General features: G+C 41.8%; 21 protein-coding genes. 14 read left to right on the top strand and 7 right to left on the bottom strand.

Annotation, left to right across the window (positions count from 1 at the left end; genetic code table 11):
• Positions 1-2 precede the first annotated feature (2 nt).
• Positions 3-2,144 carry a cache domain-containing protein gene (locus BCU91_RS00100; RefSeq protein ID WP_102475985.1) on the top strand — a complete coding sequence of 714 codons (2,142 nt, stop codon included), beginning with the start codon at positions 3-5 and terminating at the stop codon, positions 2,142-2,144.
• Positions 2,145-2,545: 401 nt separating this feature from the next.
• Here BCU91_RS00100 and BCU91_RS00095 read toward each other — a convergent pair whose 3' ends face one another.
• Both BCU91_RS00095 and BCU91_RS00090 read right to left on the bottom strand, forming a co-directional pair.
• Positions 2,546-3,004, bottom strand: a complete 459-nt coding sequence (locus BCU91_RS00095) for a GNAT family N-acetyltransferase (protein WP_102475984.1) — start codon at positions 3,002-3,004, stop codon at positions 2,546-2,548.
• Positions 3,005-3,183: 179 nt separating this feature from the next.
• Positions 3,184-3,849 carry a 7-cyano-7-deazaguanine/7-aminomethyl-7-deazaguanine transporter gene (locus BCU91_RS00090; protein WP_102530643.1) on the bottom strand — a complete coding sequence of 222 codons (666 nt, stop codon included), beginning with the start codon at positions 3,847-3,849 and terminating at the stop codon, positions 3,184-3,186.
• Between the two features lie 437 nt (positions 3,850-4,286).
• On the opposite strand from BCU91_RS00090, the gene BCU91_RS00085 reads away from it, so the two are divergent.
• Positions 4,287-4,742 (top strand): hypothetical protein, encoded by a 456-nt coding sequence (locus BCU91_RS00085; RefSeq protein WP_102439347.1) that lies wholly within the window; start codon positions 4,287-4,289, stop codon positions 4,740-4,742.
• 115 nt (positions 4,743-4,857) lie between these two features.
• Here the strand turns inward: BCU91_RS00085 and BCU91_RS00080 are convergent, their stop codons facing one another.
• Positions 4,858-6,159: an isochorismate synthase gene (locus BCU91_RS00080; protein ID WP_102530655.1), complete on the bottom strand. Its 1,302-nt coding sequence runs from the start codon at positions 6,157-6,159 to the stop codon at positions 4,858-4,860.
• Between the two features lie 401 nt (positions 6,160-6,560).
• On the opposite strand from BCU91_RS00080, the gene BCU91_RS00075 reads away from it, so the two are divergent.
• The 3 genes from BCU91_RS00075 (at position 6,561) to BCU91_RS00065 (ending at position 8,724) form a co-directional block, all read left to right on the top strand.
• A complete protein-coding gene (locus tag BCU91_RS00075; protein WP_102530642.1) occupies positions 6,561-7,739 on the top strand; it encodes an HD-GYP domain-containing protein in 1,179 nt (392 codons plus the stop codon).
• Positions 7,740-7,771: 32 nt separating this feature from the next.
• Positions 7,772-8,413, top strand: a complete 642-nt coding sequence (locus tag BCU91_RS00070; protein WP_102530641.1) for a paraquat-inducible protein A — start codon at positions 7,772-7,774, stop codon at positions 8,411-8,413.
• 92 nt (positions 8,414-8,505) lie between these two features.
• Positions 8,506-8,724 carry a hypothetical protein gene (locus tag BCU91_RS00065; protein WP_102439350.1) on the top strand — a complete coding sequence of 73 codons (219 nt, stop codon included), beginning with the start codon at positions 8,506-8,508 and terminating at the stop codon, positions 8,722-8,724.
• A 39-nt stretch (positions 8,725-8,763) separates the two neighbouring features.
• On the opposite strand, the gene BCU91_RS00060 is transcribed toward BCU91_RS00065, so the two are convergent.
• A complete protein-coding gene (locus BCU91_RS00060) occupies positions 8,764-9,648 on the bottom strand; it encodes a putative sulfate exporter family transporter (RefSeq protein ID WP_241904006.1) in 885 nt (294 codons plus the stop codon).
• Between BCU91_RS00060 and BCU91_RS20660 the strand changes: the two genes are divergently transcribed.
• The 5 genes from BCU91_RS20660 to BCU91_RS00040 all read left to right on the top strand — a co-directional run bounded on the left by BCU91_RS20660 (position 9,605) and on the right by BCU91_RS00040 (position 14,944).
• Positions 9,605-9,727: a hypothetical protein gene (locus BCU91_RS20660; protein WP_277869096.1), complete on the top strand. Its 123-nt coding sequence runs from the start codon at positions 9,605-9,607 to the stop codon at positions 9,725-9,727. The genes BCU91_RS00060 and BCU91_RS20660 overlap by 44 nt on opposite strands.
• Before the next feature lie 277 nt (positions 9,728-10,004).
• Positions 10,005-11,585, top strand: a complete 1,581-nt coding sequence (locus BCU91_RS00055) for a sigma 54-interacting transcriptional regulator (RefSeq protein WP_102439352.1) — start codon at positions 10,005-10,007, stop codon at positions 11,583-11,585.
• 225 nt (positions 11,586-11,810) lie between these two features.
• A complete protein-coding gene (ccoG, locus tag BCU91_RS00050) occupies positions 11,811-13,349 on the top strand; it encodes a cytochrome c oxidase accessory protein CcoG (protein WP_102530639.1) in 1,539 nt (512 codons plus the stop codon).
• Between the two features lie 180 nt (positions 13,350-13,529).
• Positions 13,530-14,528, top strand: a complete 999-nt coding sequence (gene dmeF, locus BCU91_RS00045) for a CDF family Co(II)/Ni(II) efflux transporter DmeF (protein WP_102439354.1) — start codon at positions 13,530-13,532, stop codon at positions 14,526-14,528.
• Positions 14,528-14,944 carry a MarR family transcriptional regulator gene (locus tag BCU91_RS00040; protein WP_102530638.1) on the top strand — a complete coding sequence of 139 codons (417 nt, stop codon included), beginning with the start codon at positions 14,528-14,530 and terminating at the stop codon, positions 14,942-14,944. The genes dmeF and BCU91_RS00040 overlap by 1 nt, the downstream gene beginning before the upstream one ends.
• Before the next feature lie 171 nt (positions 14,945-15,115).
• Here BCU91_RS00040 and BCU91_RS00035 read toward each other — a convergent pair whose 3' ends face one another.
• A complete protein-coding gene (locus BCU91_RS00035; RefSeq protein WP_102530637.1) occupies positions 15,116-15,634 on the bottom strand; it encodes a malate synthase in 519 nt (172 codons plus the stop codon).
• 196 nt (positions 15,635-15,830) lie between these two features.
• Here BCU91_RS00035 and BCU91_RS00030 point away from each other — a divergent pair, with 196 nt between their 5' ends.
• The 4 genes from BCU91_RS00030 to BCU91_RS00015 all read left to right on the top strand — a co-directional run bounded on the left by BCU91_RS00030 (position 15,831) and on the right by BCU91_RS00015 (position 21,236).
• Positions 15,831-17,363, top strand: coding sequence for a DUF3612 domain-containing protein (locus BCU91_RS00030; RefSeq protein WP_102475979.1), 1,533 nt, complete (start codon positions 15,831-15,833; stop codon positions 17,361-17,363).
• 261 nt (positions 17,364-17,624) lie between these two features.
• Positions 17,625-18,269 carry a YqiJ family protein gene (locus BCU91_RS00025; protein WP_102530636.1) on the top strand — a complete coding sequence of 215 codons (645 nt, stop codon included), beginning with the start codon at positions 17,625-17,627 and terminating at the stop codon, positions 18,267-18,269.
• 88 nt (positions 18,270-18,357) lie between these two features.
• Complete coding sequence (locus BCU91_RS00020) at positions 18,358-20,136, top strand: flotillin family protein (RefSeq protein ID WP_102520418.1); 1,779 nt, start codon at positions 18,358-18,360, stop codon at positions 20,134-20,136.
• Between the two features lie 251 nt (positions 20,137-20,387).
• Complete coding sequence (locus BCU91_RS00015; protein WP_102530635.1) at positions 20,388-21,236, top strand: hypothetical protein; 849 nt, start codon at positions 20,388-20,390, stop codon at positions 21,234-21,236.
• 15 nt (positions 21,237-21,251) lie between these two features.
• Here the strand turns inward: BCU91_RS00015 and BCU91_RS00010 are convergent, their stop codons facing one another.
• Both BCU91_RS00010 and BCU91_RS00005 read right to left on the bottom strand, forming a co-directional pair.
• On the bottom strand, positions 21,252-21,923 hold the full coding sequence (locus tag BCU91_RS00010) for a type 1 glutamine amidotransferase (protein ID WP_102530634.1): 672 nt from the start codon (positions 21,921-21,923) through the stop codon (positions 21,252-21,254).
• Positions 21,923-22,675 (bottom strand): hypothetical protein, encoded by a 753-nt coding sequence (locus BCU91_RS00005; protein ID WP_102530633.1) that lies wholly within the window; start codon positions 22,673-22,675, stop codon positions 21,923-21,925. The genes BCU91_RS00010 and BCU91_RS00005 overlap by 1 nt, the downstream gene beginning before the upstream one ends.
• Positions 22,676-22,989: the final 314 nt, after the last annotated feature.

Genomic DNA, 22,989 nt, shown 5'->3' with positions numbered 1-22,989 from the left:
TCGTGTCGGTATTTAGTCAAATATTTGGAGTCAGCTGGCAGCAAATGCAGGCCAAAGTGCGTTATCGGATTTTAATCCTGACATTGCTGCCCATCTTACTGACCCTGATAAGCCTAGTGTTCATTACCATTTACTGGAATATCAGTTATACCGGTAAACAGTTGTTTATGAAGGTTAAGGCTGATTTGACTGTGGCCACCAATACCCTTGAAGAGGTTCAGCGACAACAAGAAATTCAATTGCTCAATGTGAGTCAATCATGGGACTTTCAGAATGCCTTCCAGCAAATCAAGCAGGGCGACTCATCCCAGATAGACAAAATTAATCAATACCTGGAACAACAAAAGCAGTTTTTACAACTTGATATATTAAGGCTAATCAAAGTTGAGCAAGCCGCGGCCGATCCCGATTTGCGGATAATGTTACCCAAAATCCAACAGCAACAACCCTTGTCTGGTTTGATGGTGTTATCAGCCAAGCGTTTGGCTCGTCTCGACCCCGATTTAGCCAGTATCGCCCGCATTCCTATATCGGCTACTTTAAGGGCGCAAGAGCCCACCAAAAGTGAAGAAACACGTGGCATGTTAAGCCGGAGTTTATTGCCCATATTAAATGAAAATGGCCAAGTGAATTGGTATCTCGATGGTGGGATTTTATTTAATCGCAACACGGTTATAGTCGATCATATTCGAGACTTGGTGTACGACGAGGGCACCTTGCCTGAGCGCTCAATTGGTACTGTGACTATTTTTCTTGATAATGCCCGCATTAGTACCAATGTGCCTATGGATCTATTTTCGACCCATGAAACAGCGAGCCAATCGAGGGCATTAGGCACCTTAGTGTCAGAAGATGTGCGCCAGAGAGTCTTGGTTGAAGGGGAGTCGTGGGTTGACCGTGCCTTTGTATTAAATGACTGGTTTATTTCTGGTTATTCACCGCTAAAAGATATTCGTGGTAAACGTATTGGGATGATTTATTCAGGTTTTTCTGAGTCGCCTTTTATACACACCTATATTCTCAATATCCTCGAGCTTGGCACCATTTTAATGCTGGTGTTGTTGGTGTCTGGTTTCTTGGTTTATCGAGGGGCTAATAGCTTACTTGAGCCCATTGAGCGCATTCATCATGTGGTAAAAGCGGTGCAGTCAGGCCGAGACTTACGTATCGGCGAGCTGGGATTAGAGCATGATAATGAGCTATCTAATTTGGCTGAGCAATTTGACCACATGCTGGACTTACTGCAGCGGCGTAATAACCAAATTCAGCTAGCGGCAGAGCAGCTTGAAGTGAAAGTGGAGCAACGTACCCGTAGCTTGCAAGATAAAACCGAAGAGCTGCAACGTAACGTGGCCTTGCTAAATGAAACAAGACATCAACTGGTCACCAATGAAAAGTTAACCGCCTTAGGGGAGCTTACAGCCGGTATTGCCCATGAAATTAATAATCCTACCGCGGTAATTTTAGGCAATATGGAACTAATGAAGTATGAGCTTGGCAGTAAGGCTGTTGCTGTTGAAGAAGAAATTGAACTGGTTATTCAGCAGGTAGGTAGAATAAGCACCATTATTCGCAGCTTGTTGCAGTACAGTCGCCCCGGTGAGTTTAATGCGCCGCTTGAAATGCACCCAGTGCAACCGATGATCGAAGAAATGTTAGTACTGGTTAGGCACTCGATTGAAAAGCAAGAAGTCGAACTCATCAAAGATATTAATACCCAATGCACGGTACAAGTGAATCAGCCGCAAATCTTACAAGTGCTCATTAACCTAGTGGTTAACGCTGCCCACGCCATTGAAAATAAAGGCCGAATTTGGGTCAGAGCCAATGATTGGCTTGAAAATGACGAGGTTGTCGGGGTAAAAATTGAAGTGGAAGACGAAGGCATGGGGATTAAACCTGAGCGCTTAAGCCGTATCTTCGACCCTTTTTACACTACCCGTAAAGACGGTACAGGCTTAGGCTTATCGCTCAGTTACGGCATTATTAAGCGCATTGGTGGCACCATTGAGGTGAAGTCGACCTTAGGTAAAGGTACGGTATTTACTATCGGGCTTTATCATAAGGCGAAAGAAGAACAGGAAAATAATCCCTATGATGGACTGCATTTTGAAGATAATAGCCGCGTAGATACTGACGCTTAGCTGTTTATCGTATTAGCTGCTTATAGCGTTAGTTGCATATGACATTGAATATGGATTGTTATAAGCAGTGACGACTAGATAGTCTGCGTTAGTTTCTTGGTTTGGGATTAATAGTGTAATTGAGTCAATCGCAGATAAAAAAAAGCCAGGTGATGAGCCTGGCCACTAAGAGTGTATGAGCAATGTCGTGCTTGCAGACTCAGAGGGTATTAATAGGAGATGAAGCTATTAATAAGAACTGAGTTTTGGAACGCAGATAAATAGTAATCATTATCATTTAGATTTGCAACTTGTTGGTGAAATTATTTTCAACTTTACAAACCCTTTACAAATGCTCTGCAAGCTCTTTGGGGCAGTCGACTAACTTTTATCGTTCAAATCGACACTGTCTATCTTGGTTGTTAAGCTAATTCTTTATGCAAAAACAACTTGTTATCTGCCGAGTCAGTGGCTGATTCAACCTGCGTAATGTGGTATTGGTTAGTAACCAACATCGTCAGCATGGCGTTAAATTGGTTGCGAGTTTTAACTTCAAGGCGTTGATAACCTTGCTCTGTCGCCCACTTTTCTTGGTACTCGAGCATAGATTTTGCTAAACCAAGTTGCCTGAAATCAGCATCAACTCCGCCAAGCCAGCTGTAAAAACGCTGATTATCGAGCTGATATCCTATTTTAAACCCAGCAAGTTCACCTTCAACATAAGCTAATAAAATCAAACAAGCTTGATTGTCTAATTTGCTATGTAATGATTCGACAGTTTGAGCGCGATCGAGTTCGTTAATGCGGGCACTGATAGCGGCAATATGAATAGCCACCTCAGCACTTAGCTCAGTATGAGCTTCAATTTGGATAGTTAGCATGTAAGGTTTACTTTTGGTTGGGCCATGCCGCCTCAATATCAGAACGGCTGATATTGAGCTGACAACAGCAAAAATATGGCCGCATATTAACTCATCGTACCAGTTAATAATGCGGCATAGCTTAAAAACTCACTAGAAAGTGTGCTTTGTCAGCAGTGACTCGCGGTGATTTAGTAACATTAGAGCGCAGTCGAGGTGCGGGTTGTATCAGATAAAATCAACCTATCGGTGAGCACTTTCAGTAATACCCCATATGCAGGTAAAAATAACCCTAAGCTAACCATAAGTTTAAAGGCGTAATCGACAGTGGCTATTTCAGGCCAGTGATTTGCCATAAATGGGTCTGAAGAGGCGTAAAATGCAATACTGAAAAACACGACAGTATCAACCAAGTTACCAAATAGAGTCGATGCGGCAGGGGCTACCCACCAGGCTTTAGCTTTACGCAATTTAGCAAATACAGTGATATCCATTAACTGTCCGACTAAGTAAGCCACAAAGCTGGCAAGTGCGATACGGAACACAAATTGATTCCACTGTGCTAATGAATCAGCGCCTTGGAAAACCCCTTGATGGAAAATCACCCCCATGACATAGGAGATCACCAATGCAGGTAACATGGCTTTGAAAATAATACTGCGAGCCGCTTGTTGGCCAAATATTCTGACGGTTAAATCTGTGGCTAAATAGACAAAGGGAAAGCTAAACGCACCCCAAGTGGTGTGGTAACCAAAAATCTGAAACGGGAGTTGTACCAAATAGTTGCTTGCGCAAATAATGATGATATGAAAACTGACAAGAAACATCAGTGCACGGCGACATTGCGCCTGAGAGAGCATTAACATGTTATGGCCTTTTTTATTGGGTTAGACGGGGTGAGGGAACCCGTATATGCATGTACTTGGCGTTGCTGATTATAATATTTTAGCTGACTTTCACTTGCTCAAAGAGTTTATTGAGTGGTGTCATTTTCGCCAAGGAGGACGCATTATAGTGAGCAAAAAATAAGATGCAACCATCGCGCGACATTTTTCGACCGATTTTGATAATAATACTCTGGTTAGTTCTATCAATAATCAATTTAATGGCCAATATTGATGCTCGTAACGCGGTATTTTATGATTATTCATAAAAGCGAAAAAGCACTTTTGTTGTACGGCTATCGGTTTGCGTTTCAGCTAAATTAGCGAAGCGTTAATTTGACATTGATTTTTAGTGACAAACAGAGATACTATCCAGCGTAAGTACATGAAGTGCTTATTAATTATAAAGGGAACTTTGAATGGTAAAAATTTTATTTGTATTACTCACTAGCAGCTTTGCATTACTCACTAGTAGTACAGTCCAGGCGGAAGACGTTGCTTCGCCCTCGAGTTTTACTGTGGGGGCTGGATACCAATATGGTGGCGTTTTAGGGGCTCGGTATCATTTTCAACATGACAGTCATGTTTTCTCGGCGGCATTAGGATTAGTCGGTGGTGCTTTGGGCTATCAGTATTTTGTTGATGAGAGTCAGTCACACTCATTTGGATTAAGTTTAGGAAGCGAAGCGCTAACCAGTGAAGATGGTTTCGCAGTCATCAACTATGAGTATTATCCCAGTGGCTTTGCTCAAAGTGGTTGGCAATTCGGTGTTAGCGCAGGTCTACGCCGTGAAGATGAAGGTGGCTCTTTTGGAGATCATGGCGATACTAAAACAGATCCTGCCGCTATGATATCAGTGGGCTATAAATTTTAATCATTCATGTTTTAGCGTTATTTTTATAGCGAAAACAAAGTGTTGAAATGATTACCTTAATAGTAAAAATTCCAGTGACGCACTGGGGTTTTGTCTATTTTGGTAATGTTAAAGCTTATAACTCAACTAAAATGGACAAAATAGTGGTGAGTTTATTTTCTAATTCATGCCATTCAGCCAGTGGATCTGAACCGGCAACAATCCCCGCGCCAGCAAACAGATTAATTCGCCCTGGTTCAATTAAGGCGCAGCGAATGGCCACAGAAAACTCACTCTCGTACTTATTTAAATAACCACATGCGCCCGCATACCAGCCGCGATTATAGCCTTCACGTTGACGGATAAAGTTTAATGCTGATTCTCGCGGTAAGCCGCCCACGGCAGGGGTTGGGTGTAAACCTTGAAGTAATTGAAAGTCATTAACACCGGCTTTTAATTCAGCGCGAATAGAGCGATGTAAGTGCTGAATATGAGTTAATTTAAAAATTTTGGCAGACTCATCCGCACCAACGTAATGGCTTAATGGCGTGAGTACATCAACAATTTGCTGCCTAACCAGTTGGTTTTCATTGCTGTTTTTACTGTCTTCTAGTAGCTGATTGGCAAGAAAATCATCTTCTTCTTGGTTTAAACCACGCACAGTCGTTCCGGCAAGGGCTTCGGTAAATAACTCTTTTTGGCGGCGTAAGTATAAACGCTCAGGCGAGCATGAGATAAAGGTGCGCTCAGGGCTAAATTGAAACCCAAATTGAAAGCTGTTGGGGTTGCGCCCTTGCCAGCAGGCTAATACCATCCAAGGATCGACCACATCATTAATTTCTAACTGAGTTTGGCGCGATAGCACCACTTTAGGGGTGGTGGCATTAAATTTAGGGTTAGTCACTTGCTCAACCAATTCTTTCCAGCGTGGGTAATTTGGCAAGTCACTGCGGCCCATTAAAGGCAGTTTATTAGGTGGTGACAATGGTTTGGCTGGTTTGAGCTGATTGATGGCTGCAATGGCCGCATTACACTCATCATCTTGACTATTATCTTCAAAATTTAAATTTACTAAAATTTTGATGATGTTGTCATGACGGCGCAGTTCTATGCGAGGCAGTACAAAGCGAGTGCGGCCAAATTCAGGCCAGCATTCTACGGTGCGGTCAAAGGCGACGCCGCCGTAGTAGCGAATATCTTGATTACTGCTTTTTCCACGCTGGGATTGGTAAATCGATGCCAGTAGCTCGTCATTAATTTCTTGTTCTTGCTTGAAGTCTTTGCAGGCGCCTACAGCGGCCACTTCTTCTTGTTTGTCACGGGCATGCCAATATATGCGTGGATATTGAGTTTGCGCCCCTAACCAAGATAATAACGGCAAGGATTTAGCTTCTACTGAGACCTGCACAATCGGCTCTTTGACGTGAGCCAACTTCATAGCGTGTAACTTTTTGATTAACTCGTTAAAGTGCTCAAAAAAAATATGACCAGCCAATGCAGACTCCAGAGTCAATATCTCAAATAATTGAAATGAAAAAGCGTAAAAGGATTTATATGAATTATGCCTTAAGTTAGTTAAGGGTTCAAAAACTGTCAATCTTCAGGCATCGATGCTGTGATCATAATGGCTTATATCATCAGTTACTAGGCTGTTTTTAAACTTACTTATCATTGGCTGCGTTATTTTTACATGAGCTTACACTTTGCTATATTTATTTTAGTTAATTTTGCTTAAAAAGGATAAAATGCATTTTTAATAATTACATGTCGGGCACATAAAACTCAACATGTTAGCAATTATTTACATGATATTAAGGTTTTTAGGAGAGTTCCCCATCAATGACGGTATTACCTGAGTCCCAAGACATTATCCGTATTCCGGTAGAGCGCTTAAGTCTGGGGATGTTTGTGGTGGCGATTGATCGCAATGATAGCAAAGTGGCGATTAGTAATGCTGGGCAGATCAAGCATAAAGACGCCATGGTAAAGCTTGCCAAAGCCGGTATTAAAACCGTATGGGTTGATGTTGAGCGTTCAGCTGATGGCTGCGGTTTAAAGAAAAAGCCCAATTCCCCACTGGTAAAAAAGATAACCAACACCCGAGAATATAAACAAACTCAAGCTAAAAAAATCCTCACTGAAGCAAAAACATTAGTGCGTAAAGTATTGTCTGAAACCTACCAAGGCAAGGCTGTCGAGGTGGCACCATTTGAAGATGTGGCCGACAAAATGCTCGAGTCGGTGATGGATGATGCCGATGCACTTAGGTGTGTGTCAGCATTAAGAACCAAAGACGCTTATTTGCTTGAGCATTCAGTTAACGTGGCATTTTTGCTAGTGACCTTTGGTAAGCACCTAGGTCTTGATGCATCACTGCTTAAAGAGCTTGCTGTGGGTGGGATCTTGCATGATATTGGCAAGGTGCAAGTGGATAACAAAATACTCAACAAGCCAGGTAAATTAACGGCAGAAGAGTTTGAACTTATCAAGATGCATCAGGTGTATGCCATCGACATCATGAGTGATACCCAAGAGATATCTCAGGTGAGTAAAGATGTGTGTTTGATGCACCATGAAAAGCTTGATGGCAAAGGTTACCCCAAAGGCCTTAAAGGCGACGAGATCCCGCAACATGGGCGTATGAGTTGTATTGTGGATATTTATGATGCACTTACCGCGACCCGCTGCTACAAAGAAGCCATGAGCCCAGCTGCTGCATTTAAAATTTTAATGAGTTTGACCCCGTTCCATCTTGATCAAACATTGGTGTACGAATTTATCCGCTGTGTGGGCATTTACCCTGTGGGCTCATTAGTGCAACTGTCTGATGAACGTGTGGGCATTGTATGGGAGTCAGCAGGCAGAGATGCGTTACATCCAGTGGTAAAATGCTTTTATTCACAAAAGCATCAGCGCTATACCGAAGTTACCTTAGTTGATTTACGCAAATGTAACCTCAATATTGACCGCGGTGTATCGCCACGGTCATTAGCTGTGGACCCAAGCCCTTTTTATTAGCCAATACCAATCTCAATACCATGGAGTTGTAGATGAAGTCGCTACTGAGCATTGTTGTGATAATCCTGTCGCTGGCGCTATTAATTCCCGGGGTGACTCAACCCATTTTGACCATCCAAGGCTCCATCGAAAAGTCGGAGTTAGTTGAAGCCGGCGTGACCATGTTTACCGAAAGCTTATCTGAAGATAACCGCAGTAATGCCCGCAGTATGCTGGATATGGCGGTGAGTATGCTCGGGTTTGATAATATTGAAGGAGAGGTAGAGGTTTTTTATAAAACCCGCAGTATTGTTGATACCGTCAATGAGTTATATCAATCCAATAATATTTTAGTTGCAGCATTAGTGGGTTTATTCAGTATCGTTTTTCCGGCGATTAAGTTACTGACTATGTTGATGGTCAATCTGCCAATATTTAAGCCGTTGCAATATGGATTAATGAGATTCATTGGTGCGATTGGAAAGTGGTCAATGGCAGATGTATTTGTGGTGGCGCTAATCATAGTTTATATGGCGGGCAATGCTTCTGCCGGTATGGGCGAACTATTGACAACCACTGCCCACTTTGAAATAGGCTTTTATTATTTTAGTGCTTATTGTGTGTTTTCAATTGCCAGTCATTGGTTAATGGCCAGTAGCGTTAACAAGCATCATACGAATAAATCGTCGCGTTAATTGTATAACATAGTAAAAATAGATATTGGCGGCTTACACTGACAGTTCCGATAATAACCTTTCATATTCAGAAAGGTTGTTATCTCATTATTATGTTTCGGCTGCTAAATTCAAAAATCATTAAAGCCTGCGCGATAGTTTGCCTGTGCATTATTGCCATTGTTGCCTCGGTGCAAACAACGGGTTTAACCCGCGCTGTGATTGAGCTACTAGCATTTAGTGGCCTGATTGCACTGGCGTTAGCTAAACCTGATATTCAGCAAGAACAGTCAGAGGTTATTAAGCAGCAGAATAACCAACAAGACCTTTAACAGCATTTCGCGCAGACATTGCCGCAACAGCTACTCAAGTTAATCTCCCGTCAATAAAATATACCCAAGTGATGTACTGCCAATCGCCAGCCATAATATGATCCCCAACATTAACGGTTTTGGCCCATTAGCGCGCATTTTACTGACCGTGATACCAGCGCCAATTAAAAACAAACACACAATAAGCAACTGCTTGGATACGCTAAACAGCACGTTATAAACGGGCTGGCCTTGTGGAATAAAGTAAGCAATAAGAATGGCTAAGCAATAAAAGCCAATAAAATACGGGATAGATATTTTTGATTTATCACCGTCAAAAATTATTGCACTCAATAACGCGATAGGAATGATCCAAAGCGCTCTAGCCAGTTTAATGGTAGTGGCGGTTTTAAGGGCTTCATCACCATAAGCAGAGGCGGCGCCAACCACAGATGAAGTATCGTGAATGGCAATCGCACTCCACACACCAAAATCATATTGGCTAAGTGATAACGCATGGCCAATGGTGGGAAATAAAAATAATGCCGCAGAGTTGAGTAAAAAAATACATGCCAGTGATACCGCAATTTGATCGTTTTTAGCATTAATCGCAGGCGCGACTGCCGCAATAGCGCTACCTCCGCAGATTGCGGTGCCACAACTGATCAAGTGACCGGTCTTTTGTTCTAGTTTCAATAATCGCGTTAAGCCATAACCCAGAATCAGTGTGAAAAAGATAGAGCCAACGATTAACCCTAGGTTATTGCTACTGGCCGCAATCGCTTCAGGTAAGTTAATCCCAAAGCCTAGGCCGACGATTGAATAGGCCAGCAATTGTTTGGTGAGCTTATTTAAATCAATGTTATTTGGCACCATGCCAAGGCTGGCAAGTGTAAACCCCATGAGCAAAGCGATAGGAGAAGAGATAAAAGGCGTTAAGCAGATTATGCCTATGGCGATGAATAACCCTAGTTTGAATCGTGCTGAAATAGCTGCTGTCATTGAAAGTAACTCACAATACTGATGACTTATTGTAGCAAGATCAGTGCTTATGGACGATAAAACTCAGACAATTAATGGTGAACATGAGAAGTTTGCGCATGTAAACTCATTTCACCGCGCGATATATCCAGTATTGAATAACGATAAATCGACATGAATGAGCAATTGGCTGATAAATTCTTTGTTATTCATCCACTGTTATAACTCATCATCGTGAATGATAAGTAGGGGTCGCGAAATGTCGTGACTTGGTTATAATTACAACCACTCTTTACGATATTGTTGGTATCGCGCTTATTATGAATAAACCCCACTCCGTTAATGTCAGTGCTCATGCTAGTGTTAGCCCTAGCTCCAGTACCAGCTCGAGTATTAACTCCAGTATTAGCTCCAGTACCAGCTCGAGTATTGGCCAGAATGTGAGTCCTGATATAAAAAGCAGTCACTTTTTACCAGAAAACACCTTATTACTTTCGGCTATAACTGAGGGTGTGTATGGCTTTGACCTTGATGGTAATGCCGTTTTTATCAATCCTGCCGCCGAGAAAATGACTGGCTGGAAAAGTGAAGAACTGATTGGTAATAATATTCATGATTGTCATCACCATAGTCATGCTGATGGTCGCCATTATCCTCGAGAAGATTGCCCGATATATCGTACTTTGCACGATGGGGTGGCAAGACAAGTCAGTGAAGATGTGTTTTGGCGAAAAGACGGCAGCTGTTTTCCGGTGTATTACAGCTCGACTCCGGTATACGACCATGGTGTATTGATTGGGGTTATCGCGATATTTCGTGATGTCAGTATTCAAAAGCATACCGAAAATTCATTACGAGAGGCTCTGGCACAAGTGCAGGCGCTTTCAGAGCGATTAGCATCTGAGAATCAGTATTTACTTACTGAACTTCAAGGTAAGCAGGGGGCTACAGGTTTATCAGGAAGTAGTCAGGCCATTAAGCACCTGACACAACAGATTAGTTTGGTGGCCAATACTGACAGTACGGTGCTTATTTGTGGTGAAAATGGCACAGGTAAAGAGCTGGTGGCCCGTAGTCTACATCAATTAAGTCATCGTAAAGACCAGCCTATGGTCAGCGTTAATTGTGCCGCATTTTCGGCATCGATTTTGGAAAGTGAACTATTTGGTCATGAAAAAGGCGCTTTTACTGGCGCTACAAGTCGCCGCAAAGGCCGTTTTGAGCTGGCACATAACGGCACCTTATTTCTTGATGAAATAGCAGAGCTCAGCCTTGAGGCTCAATCAAAATTATTACGTGTGATTCAAGAGCAAACCTTTGAGCGTGTGGGCAGCAGTGAATCCATTAAGGTCAATATTCGGCTAATCGCAGCAACTCATCATGATCTGCAAGCTAGAGTGGAGCAAGGTTTGTTTCGAATGGATCTCTATTACCGCTTGAATGTATTTCCTATTTTAGTACCGCCACTGCGTGATCGCAGTGAAGATTTAGCTGAATTGGTGAGCGATTTGGTGGGCTCATTAAGCCAAAAGCTGGGTAAGAAAATCACTAAGGTGAGTGCTAAAGGATTCAAAAAGTTACAGCACTATACTTGGCCGGGTAATGTCAGGGAATTGCAGAACTTAATTGAACGTGAGATTATTCTCACACAAAACAACACCTTGAATTTTAATAGTCTCAACCTCAACCCGCTAAACACGAGTAAGGTAACAGCGAATAGCGGATTAACTTCGCAAGCAAAGCAGGTGATGACATTATCACAGGCGGAGGCGGCGCATATTGGTGATGTGTTAGCCCAAACCCAATGGCGAATATCTGGAGTTAATGGCGCCGCCAACCTATTAGGCTTACCACCTAGCACGCTTCGATCTCGAATGAAGAAACTGTCTATTACTAGGTAGGGTGCTAGGTAAGGTGCTAGATGAATGAAATAGTGATCATCGTTTGCCTTAAATCGACCATAGTAAAACTGTAATAAGTCACGATATATCATCAATAGGCGATATATCGTGACTTTCTTCATGTGGTGACGGGTTTTTAACTATATTAATCAGTGGTTTAATCATATTCAGTGTTGGCGTATGTCTTGCTATTCCTAAGAGTATTTTGAATTTAGGAATAAGCATATGTCTGAGCCTGTATCTCGTGCTGTCACTACGGCAAGTCAATCAATCCCAATCGTTAATATTTATGGTAATAAAAGCCACTTAGATAAAATACATGTTCGTGAGCAAAAAGGACTATTTCAACGTATTCGTAAAAGTAGCAATAGCCTGCTGATCATGGTGTTCTTTTTACTGCCATTCATTAATTATCAAGGGCGTCAGGCAATACTGTTTGATGTGACTAAGCAGCAATTCTTCTTTTTTGATGTCACCTTATGGCCACAAGATTTTACCGTTCTGGCATGGGTATTCATGGCCGCGGCCTTTGGCTTATTTTTCATTACCGTTTATTGGGGACGAGTGTGGTGTGGGTTTCTATGTCCGCAAACCGCATGGACGGCGATGTTTATGTGGCTAGAGGCTAAAGTTGAAGGCAATCACCATCATAGGTCAGCTTTAGATAAAGCGCCTTTATCTATTGCTAAAATACGTAAAAGATTCACCAAGCACAGTCTGTGGATGTTAACGGCATTGGTAACAGGTTGTGGTTTCATGGGCTACTTTATGCCTGCAAGAGCACTTTATATCGATATATTTACCTTAAGCAGTGGTTTTTGGACCGGAGTGTGGGTGTGGTTCTTCGCCATATGTACCTATATTAATGCAGGCTGGATGCGCGAAATGATGTGCTTACACTGCTGCCCATATTCACGCTTTCAAGCGGTGATGTTTGACTCTAATACTAAAACAGTAAGCTACGATGCGATGCGTGGGGAAACTCGTGGCCCGCGCAAACGTATCAACAAAAGCGAACAAGCAGTTGTCATTAACAATGCTGAGAAGTCTATGGAATCGGCTCTAGGTGATTGCGTTGATTGCCATCTTTGTGTTGATGTTTGCCCAACAGGCATCGATATCCGTAATGGTTTGCAATATGAGTGTATTAACTGCGGTGCTTGTGTCGATGCGTGTAATCAAACGATGGATAAGTTTGGTTATCAACAAAATCTCATTAGTTTCACTAGCGAAAACGCTTTGAAAGGTGAAGCTAAGCCTTCTATATGGTCAGTTAAAGCAGTGGGGTACGCCAGTGCGTTAATCATTATGTTGTTACTGATTGTGATGGATATATATCAGCGCAGCGATATTCAACTTAATGTGATTCGCGATCGCCAAAGTCTGTACCGTGAAATCAGTGACACGGTGACAGAGAATAGCTATCTATTAAAAATTAGGAATAAAACCCAACAAGCTGCTGTTTACAGGATAAGTGTTATCGCTACTGATGATTCACAATCACAATTTGAGATCCCTAATGACACTTTAGTGATGATTAAGGCTGCCGAGCAGTTAGAGTATCCACTAACGGTGAGGCGCACCGTTATCATCAATCCAAATACAATCGTTAGCCAGAGTTCAGCGTCTATGGATGAAGCAAACAATGCTTCAAAGTCATTTGATCATCTCGAGTTTGTTATTACTGAAGTTACCCCAAAAGGCATGGTGACTTCAGCTCAATTGAATCAAGTATCGCAAGAATCACGTTTTTTTAGGCCCTAGTATCAGCACTGACGTCGGCTGATATAAAAATGGATAATCTACAGTGCTAGCTTATCCATTTTTTCACTAATTTGACCTAGTAAGCAATTGGCGTAGTAATTAATTGACTTAGTTTGGCAGTCAAAATACTATTGCTAAATATAGTTTGACTATCAAACAATAGGCAAACAAAGGTGGCTTTTGAAATTTTTAAATCAACATCATCATCAATTTAGTTCGTTGCACAATACAGGTGAGAAGCGCACCTTGTATGTGTTGATCTTAACCGTTACCGCTATGGTGGTAGAAATTGTCGCCGGTACGATGTACGGTTCAATGGCATTACTAGCCGATGGTTGGCACATGGGCACACATGCTGCGGCGTTTTATATCACCTTATTTACTTATCGCTATGCTAGAAAACATGCTGGCAGTGATAAATTTTCCTTTGGTACTGGCAAGGTCAGTGTATTAGGTGGTTACACCAGTGCGATAGTGCTTGGGGTAGTGGCGTTATTGATGATGGCAGAGTCGATTCACCGTCTGTTTAACCCGCAAAATATTCAATTTAATGAAGCGATTATGGTGGCCTTTATTGGTTTGGCGGTAAATGTTGTCAGCATGTTCTTGCTTGGCGATCATCATCATGGCCATGATCATTCCCACGGGCATGCTCATTCCGATAGCCACTCACATCATCATTCACATCAGCACTCACATAACCATTCCCGCGATGAAACCGCGCAAGCAGAACATCAGCATGATCACCAACATAAGCCGCATCACGATCACAACTTAAGGGCGGCATATTTACATGTGTTAGCCGATGCATTGACCTCAGTACTGGCTATTGTGGCGCTTATTTTTGGTAAGTTTTATGGCTGGAACTGGCTTGATGCGGTAATGGGTATGGTGGGCGCTGTGGTGATTTGTAAGTGGACCTTAGGGCTATTAAAGCAAACTAGCCCAGTGTTACTGGATGAAAATATTGATCAGCATTATCGTCAGGCGATAACACAAGCATTACAGCCCTTTGCCAGCATCAAAGATATGCATATATGGAAAATCAGTGGCGATCATTACTCGGCGGCTATCATTCTTGAGTCTCATGTTGATAAAAGCATTGCTGAATACAAACAATTATTGGCGAATTTTGATAAAATTAATCATCTCACCCTTGAGGTTCATCCTGTTAAATAATGAAAAATCTACAAAACCTAAATCACTTACTAACTGAATTTTACGACAAGATGGCTTCTTGGGAGCAATCGGTGGTAAAAGAAACCGGCTATTCACTGGCGCAAACCCATACCATTGAAGTGTTGGGCAATCATGGTCCTTTACGCATGAAGGAGTTGGCGCAAAAGCTGGCGATAACCACTGGCACCTTAACTGTTCAGGTGGATAAATTAGTCCAAGCCCAGCTAATTGAACGCTGCGCCCACCCCGATGATAGACGCTCGATAGTGGTGGTGTTAACGGAAGCTGGGCAAGTGATTCATCGCCAGCATAATCAATTGCATTTAGATTTAGTGGCTGACTTGAGCCGCAACATCGACCCTGAACATCAGCAAATTTTACAAAGCTGCTTAGCAAAGATGAACCAAGAGTTTTAGGGCTTACTTAACTCTGGCATAGCTCTAAACTCGGTGTGGCTTGAATCTGGCTTAAAGTTTGAGTTTAGTTTTAGTGCAAATGCCAGAAACAAAAAAGTCCAAGCTGTATGAATACAGTTTGGACTTTTTTAATGGGCTATTTTTGCCATCTTAAGCGATATAGAGTAATCATTAACGCTGATGCATGGCGTAATCACTGCCATCTTTGGCGGTAAATACTTTGCAGTTACCTTCAGTTGGTAAACAACGTGAATGCAGCATGCTTACCCATTGCTTATAAGGTGTTGGCAAATTCTTGATTGGCAGTGCCACTTGAATATCTTCAATATGCGCAGGGTCGTTAGCACCCAGTTCACCATTTCGGTCAAAGCTCACTTCAACATGGGTATCGTTATTCTTTAATACGATAGAGGTTGGGTCGCTTTTATGGCCAGTTAACGCCACAAATTGACAAGGATTTTGCAATCCACATTGGCTACCATCTTCCATAAATGCAAGCAGATGAGTGTAGTAAATCACGTAGCTACTTACTTCGGCATGTGAACCGCTAGCCAATGGAAAGTTATTATCTAAAAATATTTTCGCGTTGGTGATTTTATCTGCATTAGTGCTGGTGGCCACAATTTGTTCTTCAATGAAGCTGTTAAGGTTGTGAGCGGCTGTGTTGTTGTTCATAGTAGTCATATTCATAACCTTATCCTCTTCGATTGATGTCGGCACTTGCTGGTTGTTTTCAGCAATTAATGCCCTGCGTACTGGTTTAACATTTACTGGCTTAAACGGGTTTTGTTAAAACAAACACTGTTTCCCGATTGCTTAATTTGTAGTCTAGTGTATTTTTCACTACAATTTCACAATAAAAATTTTACACTGTGAATTTTACAAAATGCGCAATGATCAAAGCTTGATGAGAAAGTCACATTTCCTTGGCACTAAGATTCGTAATTTACGTAAACGCAATCACCTGACCATGGAAGATTTATCCGCTCGATGTATTCGAGTGGATTCCAGCTCGGCGCCGTCAGTGTCGTACCTTTCGATGATAGAGCGCGGTAAACGTGTCCCCAGTGCAGGAATGCTGGCCGTGATCGCAACCGTGTTTCAAAAAGATGTGGAATGGTTTTTAGATGACATGCCAGAAGAGCAGTCAATCACCCCTGAAAAAGGCCGTCATGGCGGTGTTAGCGGCATGCCGCTTGAGCCTAGTTTCTTGTTTTCAAATGATATATTGCAAATTGCCATTCCAGAAATGTTATCGCAAACAGGTACATCAGGCAGGCAATTTGCCCAGTTACTTATTCGCGCCCATCAAGAGCATCATCAAAATCACTTCCCAGATTTAGAACGAGCCGCTGAAGATATTGGTAAAAAACAACTGCCTCTAGCGGCTGAAGAAATGCTTAATATCGCTAAAAGTATGGGGCTTAAAATCAAGTGGATTGATGAAATCCCCACAGAAGTGATCGATGAAACTGGCGCAAGTTCAGCCCGATTAACCACCTCATTTTTTGAGCCGCCAGCGACGATTTATATTAATAAAGCCCTGAAAGCCAATGTACCGCGATTAAAATATGACTTGGCGGTGCATATTGGCCATTGTGTTTTACACAATAAAGATGGCCTTAAAAGTGTGATGACCTCAGGGCGTCGGGTAGAAATTGATGATGACAGCTCAATGCAATCAAATACCCTTAATGCTCAAGATATTTTGCATGCATGGCGTGATTTTGAATCGAGCTTTTTTGCTGGCGCTTTATTATGTCCCAAGGTGCCATTTAGACAATTACTCGACCGTCATGGCTATGAAATTGCGGTACATAAACAACTGCAAGTGTCAGCATCAGTGGCAATGCGCCGCATGACGGTAGTGTCACCTTATCCACACTGGCATTACTTTGATGCCTATGCGCCAGGAAAGCTAAAAGCGGTTTATCGTGGCAATGGTATTCCACTGCCGTGGGGCAATATGCGCATTGTTGAAGATCCATGTCATCACTGGGCAGTGTTTAGAAAAATTAATGAACCTAGCACTGATGGCACCTCGGCGCAGATCTCGATTTTAAATGTCGGTAACGAGCCGCGAATTTACTGTTGCGAATCAATCAAAGTTGATGATTCTGCAGGCAATCCACATGTGCTATGTGCGGGCATTGATCTCAACCCTGCCATTGAAGCCCAAGGCAAGGATGCAAAATCCATTACCGCCGATTTAAAGAAAGCCTGTGTTGATAATGGCGGTTTGGTGGCCATTCCAAAACACATCAAAGCTGATTTAACCAGTGTGGCTAAAATTCTGAATATCAATTGGATTGAGCGCGGCATAGACAATGATGCTCGGGTGATTTGCTCTCGCGGCGCCGTGTGTCCACGCCAGCCAAGCTGCTACGCTGCGGGTAAAGCCTTGTGTGAAGAAAGCTAGCGCTGTTGTTAATAGGCGTCAAATTCTCTGCAAAGGGCAATTTGACCGCTTTAGCTAGCACTTGCAGATTCACTTGAGTGATAAATCAATTAGGTGACTGTTTACAAATACTTTTGTTCTGATACTTTTGTTCTGATATTGTTGTTAATCTTGAATTTTGGAGAGTTAATAGCGTTTTAATGCAAAACGACTTTAAACCCTCATTTAACACCATCTATTCGCTATTTAGATGCTTGGTGTTTGCTGTAAAGGAATACAGTTATGCTCGAATTTTTATTAATCAATGCCAATACACCCTATGCGATAGCATTGACTTTAGTGCTGATCCTAGCTGTTTTAGAGGGAGTTGGCTTAGTCATTGGTTTCAGTATTTCCAGCCTGTTAGATCACATATCCCCAATCGATTTAGATTTTGATGCAGGCATTGATGTTGCTCAAACAGGGTTAACGCCGTTACTGGGTTGGCTTTGCCTTAATAAGTTGCCATTACTTATTTGGTTAGTGCTGTTGTTAACCAGCTTTACGCTCCTAGGCTACAGTTTAAATTTCTTGAGCTACGTTTATGCTGGCCACTTAACCTCCCCAATAATCAGTACGCCTATAGTGCTGATCGCGAGTCTTTTTAGTACCTCAATACTTGGGCGACCTTTGGCAAGAATTCTCCCTAAAAATGAGTCACTAGCGGTATCTACAGACAGTTTTAGTGGTCTGTCAGCCAAAATTACAGTCGGCACCGCCAAACTAAATAGTCCTGCAGAAGCGGTACTGGTAGATCAACATTCTCAGAAACATTATGTGATGGTGGCGCCAGAATTCGCAGAAGAAAGCTTTAGTCAAAATGAACAGGTCGTATTGCTACGTAAGTCTGGCAGTATTTGGCTAGTCGCTAGGCTTGAGCCGTTTTAAGCAATAAGTTTCAACACTGAAATATCAATAAGCTTCAAAAATTAAATCACGGATAGAACCATCATTTGTAATTATTAAAGGAATAGAAATGGACGCCCTAGAAATATCTTCAAGTTCAAATACCATGTTTATCTTAATCATGGCCGGTATAGCAGTCCTTGCTTTTATCACCATCGGATTAATCTTCGCTAAATTATACATTCGCGCCTCAAAAGAAATTGCCTTTGTACGTACCGGTTTTGGTGGCGAAAAAGTCGTAAAAGACGGCGGTACTATTTGCCTACCTGTGTTGCATGAAACCATTCCAGTCAATATGAATACCTTACGTATTGAAGTCGAGAAAACCCAAAAAGATGCGTTGATCACCAAAGACAGAATGCGAGTGGACGTTAAAGCAGATTTTTATTTGCGTGTGGCCCCAAGCCAAGAAGGCATTTCTATGGCAGCGCAAACGCTGGGTACAAGAACCATGCGTGTGGAAGAGCTTAAGAAGCTAATGGAGTCCAAATTCGTTGATGTACTACGCGCCGTTGCTGCTGAAATGACCATGACCGAAATGCATGAACAACGAACTGATTTTGTGCAAAAAGTACAACAAAGTGTTGCTAATGATCTAGAGAAAAATGGTTTAGAACTGGAGTCAGTATCACTAACAGGATTTGACCAAACTGACCTGCAATTCTTTAATGAAAATAATGCCTTTGATGCTGAAGGCCGCGCAAGACTGGCTAAAATTATTGAAGAAAAACGTAAAGAAACCAATGATATTGAACAAGAAAACCGCGTAAAAATCCAGCGCAGAAACTTAGAAGCTGAGCGCCAATCTCTAGAAATAAAAAAAGAAGAAGAGGAAGCACGCCTAAACCAAGAGCAAATAATTGCTTTTAAACGTGCGGATCAAAAAGCTGAAATTGCCAAAACCCGTGAGAGTAATGAGCGTGAAGAGCGTGAAGCTGAAATTGCAAAAGAACAAGCCATTGAAGCCGCTGAAATTGAGAAATCAAAAGACATTGAAACTCGTCAGATTGATAAGAAAAGGACGCTTGCTCAGGCACAAATTCAACAACAACGCGACATTGAAGTGTCTGAACAAGAAAAACAAATTGCAGTCGCAGTGAAGTCAGAAGAAGAGTCGGCAGCAAGAGCCAAAGCTGCAGGTGCTGAAAAAGACAAAGTGGAAAAAGAAGAAGCGGTTATTACTGCAAGACAGGTTGCTGAAGCAAACCGTCGTAAAGAAATTGAAGTGATTGACGCTAAGAAAGAAGCTGAGCGAGAAGCTGTCGGGGTGACAGTTCAAGCTGCGGCAGAGAAACAAGCTGCTGAAGATAGAGCCATTGCGATATTAACTGATGCAAGGGCAGATTCAGATTCAAAGAAACTGCGAGCAGAAGCAGATGAAAAAGTGTTTGCTGTAGAAGCCGCGGGTAAACAAGCTTTGTATGAAGCTGAAAACACCTTGAAAGATGAGCAAATTGAGCTGCAAAAAGCCCTCGCGATATTAAAAGTACTGCCTGAAATCGTGGCTAATGCCGTTAAACCTTTAGAAAATATAGATGGTATTAAGATTCTTCAAGGCTACCATGGTGCTGGGCCTGGTAACGATGCTAGCGTAGCAACAGGAACGTCAGGTATGGCGGAGCAAATTACCTCGGCAGCGCTTAATTATCGTGCCAATGCACCACTGGTAGACTCAATGCTGCAAGAGCTTGGGTTGGTAGACTCAAAATCTGGCACGTTAAATGACTTAGTGAGTGGTGAAAACTTCTTAACTGATACAACTCGCAGCGCAATTAAGCAAAGTAATATGCCTCCAGTAACAGCAAATGGTAGTAAAAATTCAGAGGCTTTAGCGCCGAAGGCTAATTAACTAATTGAGCTAGTGTTTAGACTTAGTATTTAGCACTAGTATCTAGCATTAGGCTATAGATAAAAAAGAGGATTAATAATCCTCTTTTTTGTTCTTTTTAAAATCTCTTACTCATTGTGTCTCCGCTAGCCAAATACAATGCAACAAGTGACCATTCGTTATGGTGCAGCTAAGCCTGCTCAGATTACTGCTGCGGCTGTTAACATGGTTCAATAAACTGGGATGTTAAATTCTTAAGGTAATAATAGAGCATGATCAAAATCATTAAATCACTTACTTGCTGTATTGGTCTTTGTTTGGTGTCTACAGTGGTGAGTGCCAATAGCTTTTATGCTAATAATGAATTTCAACAGCAAGCACCAACAGCATTCGCACTGCAGCCAGAAAGTCAGAATTTTCTAGCGCCAGCTTATGACATGACCATTCATCATGCCGATGAATTACTGCTAAAAATTGCTGATGACAAAGCGTTATCGGATGCGATTAAGCGGTGGTTTACTTTATCCTTTGAACAACAAATTCCCTGGCTAAGAAAAGTATTCACACTAGAAATCGAGACGTTTAAGCAGCAGTTACCAAGCTTTATCGCGCCTAAACTGTTGATTGATAATCATAGCTACCCAAATAAAATGGTCTATTTTGATTTCGATATAACCCAACCAGATAGTGGCATAGTCTATTTAAATCCTCAAAAATTAGCGACTGAAGACCGTTATGCTGCTTTGGCATTATTAGTCCATGAAACCCGTCATTCTTTTCAATTCCAGCTTGCAGCAAAGCAAGATAGCCAGCTTGCTAATGGCTATTGGGCTGCATTTTCAGCGCAGAAACAACTTAAAGGGCTAGGGTTTAGTGATTTTTTGACCTTGCTGAATGAATATGAAGCATTCCAGTTTGGTAATTATGTGGTGGGTAAATTGACTGACTGGCAAATTGATATGATTGCTATGGGCACTTTTGCAAGCCAGTATGATCAACAGGGTGTATTGAAAATTGACCTCATTTCGCTGGGCAATAATGGTTCAGCATTAAGCCTATTAGAGCAATATAACCAATTAGCTAAAACCCAGTATCAGCTTAGACAGCAAAGCACTCAATAGTGCTTTGCTGGTGAGTTAAGCGAACAATATAGAGAGCTCACGGCTAAGCCATTGTCGTAGTGCTTGTTGAGGAAGTATTTGTTGTTCATGTTTTATGAAAGGGCATTCATGTTTAAAATGCTCAATTAACCTGAGTATTTGCGTTTCATCCCACTCGGGATGAAACTGCACTCCAAGTTGGCGCTGATGACGAAATACTTGTTGTTCACATAGCGCTGATCTTGCCTCAATGCTGACGGGGTTTATCATCCGTTTTTCTTGTTCTGCCTGACTAAAATCAAATCCATAAAAGTGCCATTGTGGTACTACTAATTTACCAGTCGTTACAGCCTCTTTCGTCAGTTCAATCTCAAGCCAACCTAGCTCAGGTTTCTCTGATGGGTAAATCCTTGCACCCAATGTGGTTGCTAATAATTGTGCGCCTAAGCAAATGGCTAATATAGGCATATCAATCTTGATAGCATCGGTTATTAAACTAAGTTCAGCTTGCATCCAAGGGGGATTTTCTACGACATCGGTTGGGCCGCCAAGAATAATGAGACCATCAAAATCAGTGAGCTTAGGTAGAACATCGGCAGGCGCCATGAAGCATGACAATTGATGTCCATGGTGATCACACCAATCTTGTATTCGTCCAGGACCTTCGGCAGTGTGATGCTGGATCACTGCCAGTGATAATACCGCCATTATTGTAATTCTCTGGTTTCTAGATAAATTTCAATGACACTTGCTGCGGATAACTCATGATGATGGTTTTGTTTTCCTAATGCTTCAGTTATTGCTGTCGTTGAAGGGTGAATTGATTCGGTTAATCTTGATTTAATTGGCACTGATAACTGTGTCACTTTGGATAAATCGTAGTTAAGCACTCTTAATAAATGATCAGCTTCAGGTCGGTTGCCTAGTCGTTTAATCAAAAATTGATTGGGACTGTTGGGTGATACTGCAATTTTCTGATATTGCGCCGAGGCTGATTTGGGCTGTTCTTTTTCGATGTTTAAGGTGGAAAATAATATCACTTTTTCAATGATAATTTTTTGTGCTTTGAACTGAGTGCTACCACCTCGTTCAAAATGTCCTTTAACTACCTCAATGTGTAATTGCGGTAATTCATCTGACATTTTAGGGTGTAAGGTCATTAAATCAAATGGCTGAGGGACGATAGTCCAAAGCTGTTGTGGGCTCGATGATTGTTGTTGAAGTTGTTGCCTAACTGAGTTTTCAACTTTCTCATTGGCAAAGTGAAACTGCATGACCATTTGTACATTGTGGGGTTGATGGTACATAGGTAAATGTGAGGCAAATAAACCATCTTTCCCACCAAACAACGTCATACCATGCACACCATAATGGTTTGATTGTTTCTCAACGGCTTGAACGGAGGTAAATATATTGAAAAAGAGGGTAAATATTAACAAGGTATAAACGGGATTGAACATGGTGGCTCCTATCTGTCTAAATCAGATGGGGCCGTCCCCGAAAGTGTTCATATGTTTATTTTCAAGCTATATCAGTGCTTACAATACTGTCATTGTTGCATTCGATTTAGCTGATAAGAATATGAATCGAGGTCGTCCTCGAAATTCAATTCTACTATAAGCGAATTAGAATGCGAACTCTTCAATTTTAATTTATTAGTAACAGGGGGCTGGTTTTTATAATAAAGACAATAGTAGAAGCGAATAAAAAGATTTTTCGTTGTTAGATAAGTATATTGATTAATAGCATGATAAAATATTTCTTTGTATTAGAT

It is taken from the genome of Shewanella sp. 10N.286.52.B9, assembly GCF_002873635.1.
GTDB lineage: Bacteria > Pseudomonadota > Gammaproteobacteria > Enterobacterales > Shewanellaceae > Shewanella.
The sequence above is the reverse complement of the archived record's forward strand: the minus strand, read 5'-3'. Positions and strand labels throughout refer to the sequence as shown.

Bases quoted from the DNA above. Each gene is read 5' to 3' on its own strand.
- BCU91_RS00095 (WP_102475984.1), bottom strand. From the start codon at position 3,004: ATGCTAACTATCCAAATTGAAGCTCATACTGAGCTAAGTGCTGAGGTG.
- BCU91_RS00055 (WP_102439352.1), top strand. From the start codon at position 10,005: ATGAATAAACCCCACTCCGTTAATGTCAGTGCTCATGCTAGTGTTAGC.
- BCU91_RS00030 (WP_102475979.1), top strand. From the start codon at position 15,831: ATGCGCAATGATCAAAGCTTGATGAGAAAGTCACATTTCCTTGGCACT.
- BCU91_RS00085 (WP_102439347.1), top strand. From the start codon at position 4,287: ATGGTAAAAATTTTATTTGTATTACTCACTAGCAGCTTTGCATTACTC.
- BCU91_RS00040 (WP_102530638.1), top strand. From the start codon at position 14,528: ATGAAAAATCTACAAAACCTAAATCACTTACTAACTGAATTTTACGAC.
- BCU91_RS00025 (WP_102530636.1), top strand. From the start codon at position 17,625: ATGCTCGAATTTTTATTAATCAATGCCAATACACCCTATGCGATAGCA.
- ccoG (WP_102530639.1), top strand. From the start codon at position 11,811: ATGTCTGAGCCTGTATCTCGTGCTGTCACTACGGCAAGTCAATCAATC.
- BCU91_RS00035 (WP_102530637.1), bottom strand. From the start codon at position 15,634: ATGAATATGACTACTATGAACAACAACACAGCCGCTCACAACCTTAAC.
- BCU91_RS00080 (WP_102530655.1), bottom strand. From the start codon at position 6,159: ATGAAGTTGGCTCACGTCAAAGAGCCGATTGTGCAGGTCTCAGTAGAA.
- BCU91_RS00010 (WP_102530634.1), bottom strand. From the start codon at position 21,923: ATGGCGGTATTATCACTGGCAGTGATCCAGCATCACACTGCCGAAGGT.
- BCU91_RS20660 (WP_277869096.1), top strand. From the start codon at position 9,605: ATGAGCAAAGCGATAGGAGAAGAGATAAAAGGCGTTAAGCAGATTATG.
- BCU91_RS00015 (WP_102530635.1), top strand. From the start codon at position 20,388: ATGATCAAAATCATTAAATCACTTACTTGCTGTATTGGTCTTTGTTTG.
- BCU91_RS00070 (WP_102530641.1), top strand. From the start codon at position 7,772: ATGAAGTCGCTACTGAGCATTGTTGTGATAATCCTGTCGCTGGCGCTA.
- BCU91_RS00065 (WP_102439350.1), top strand. From the start codon at position 8,506: ATGTTTCGGCTGCTAAATTCAAAAATCATTAAAGCCTGCGCGATAGTT.
- BCU91_RS00020 (WP_102520418.1), top strand. From the start codon at position 18,358: ATGGACGCCCTAGAAATATCTTCAAGTTCAAATACCATGTTTATCTTA.
- BCU91_RS00090 (WP_102530643.1), bottom strand. From the start codon at position 3,849: ATGTTAATGCTCTCTCAGGCGCAATGTCGCCGTGCACTGATGTTTCTT.
- BCU91_RS00005 (WP_102530633.1), bottom strand. From the start codon at position 22,675: ATGTTCAATCCCGTTTATACCTTGTTAATATTTACCCTCTTTTTCAAT.
- BCU91_RS00075 (WP_102530642.1), top strand. From the start codon at position 6,561: ATGACGGTATTACCTGAGTCCCAAGACATTATCCGTATTCCGGTAGAG.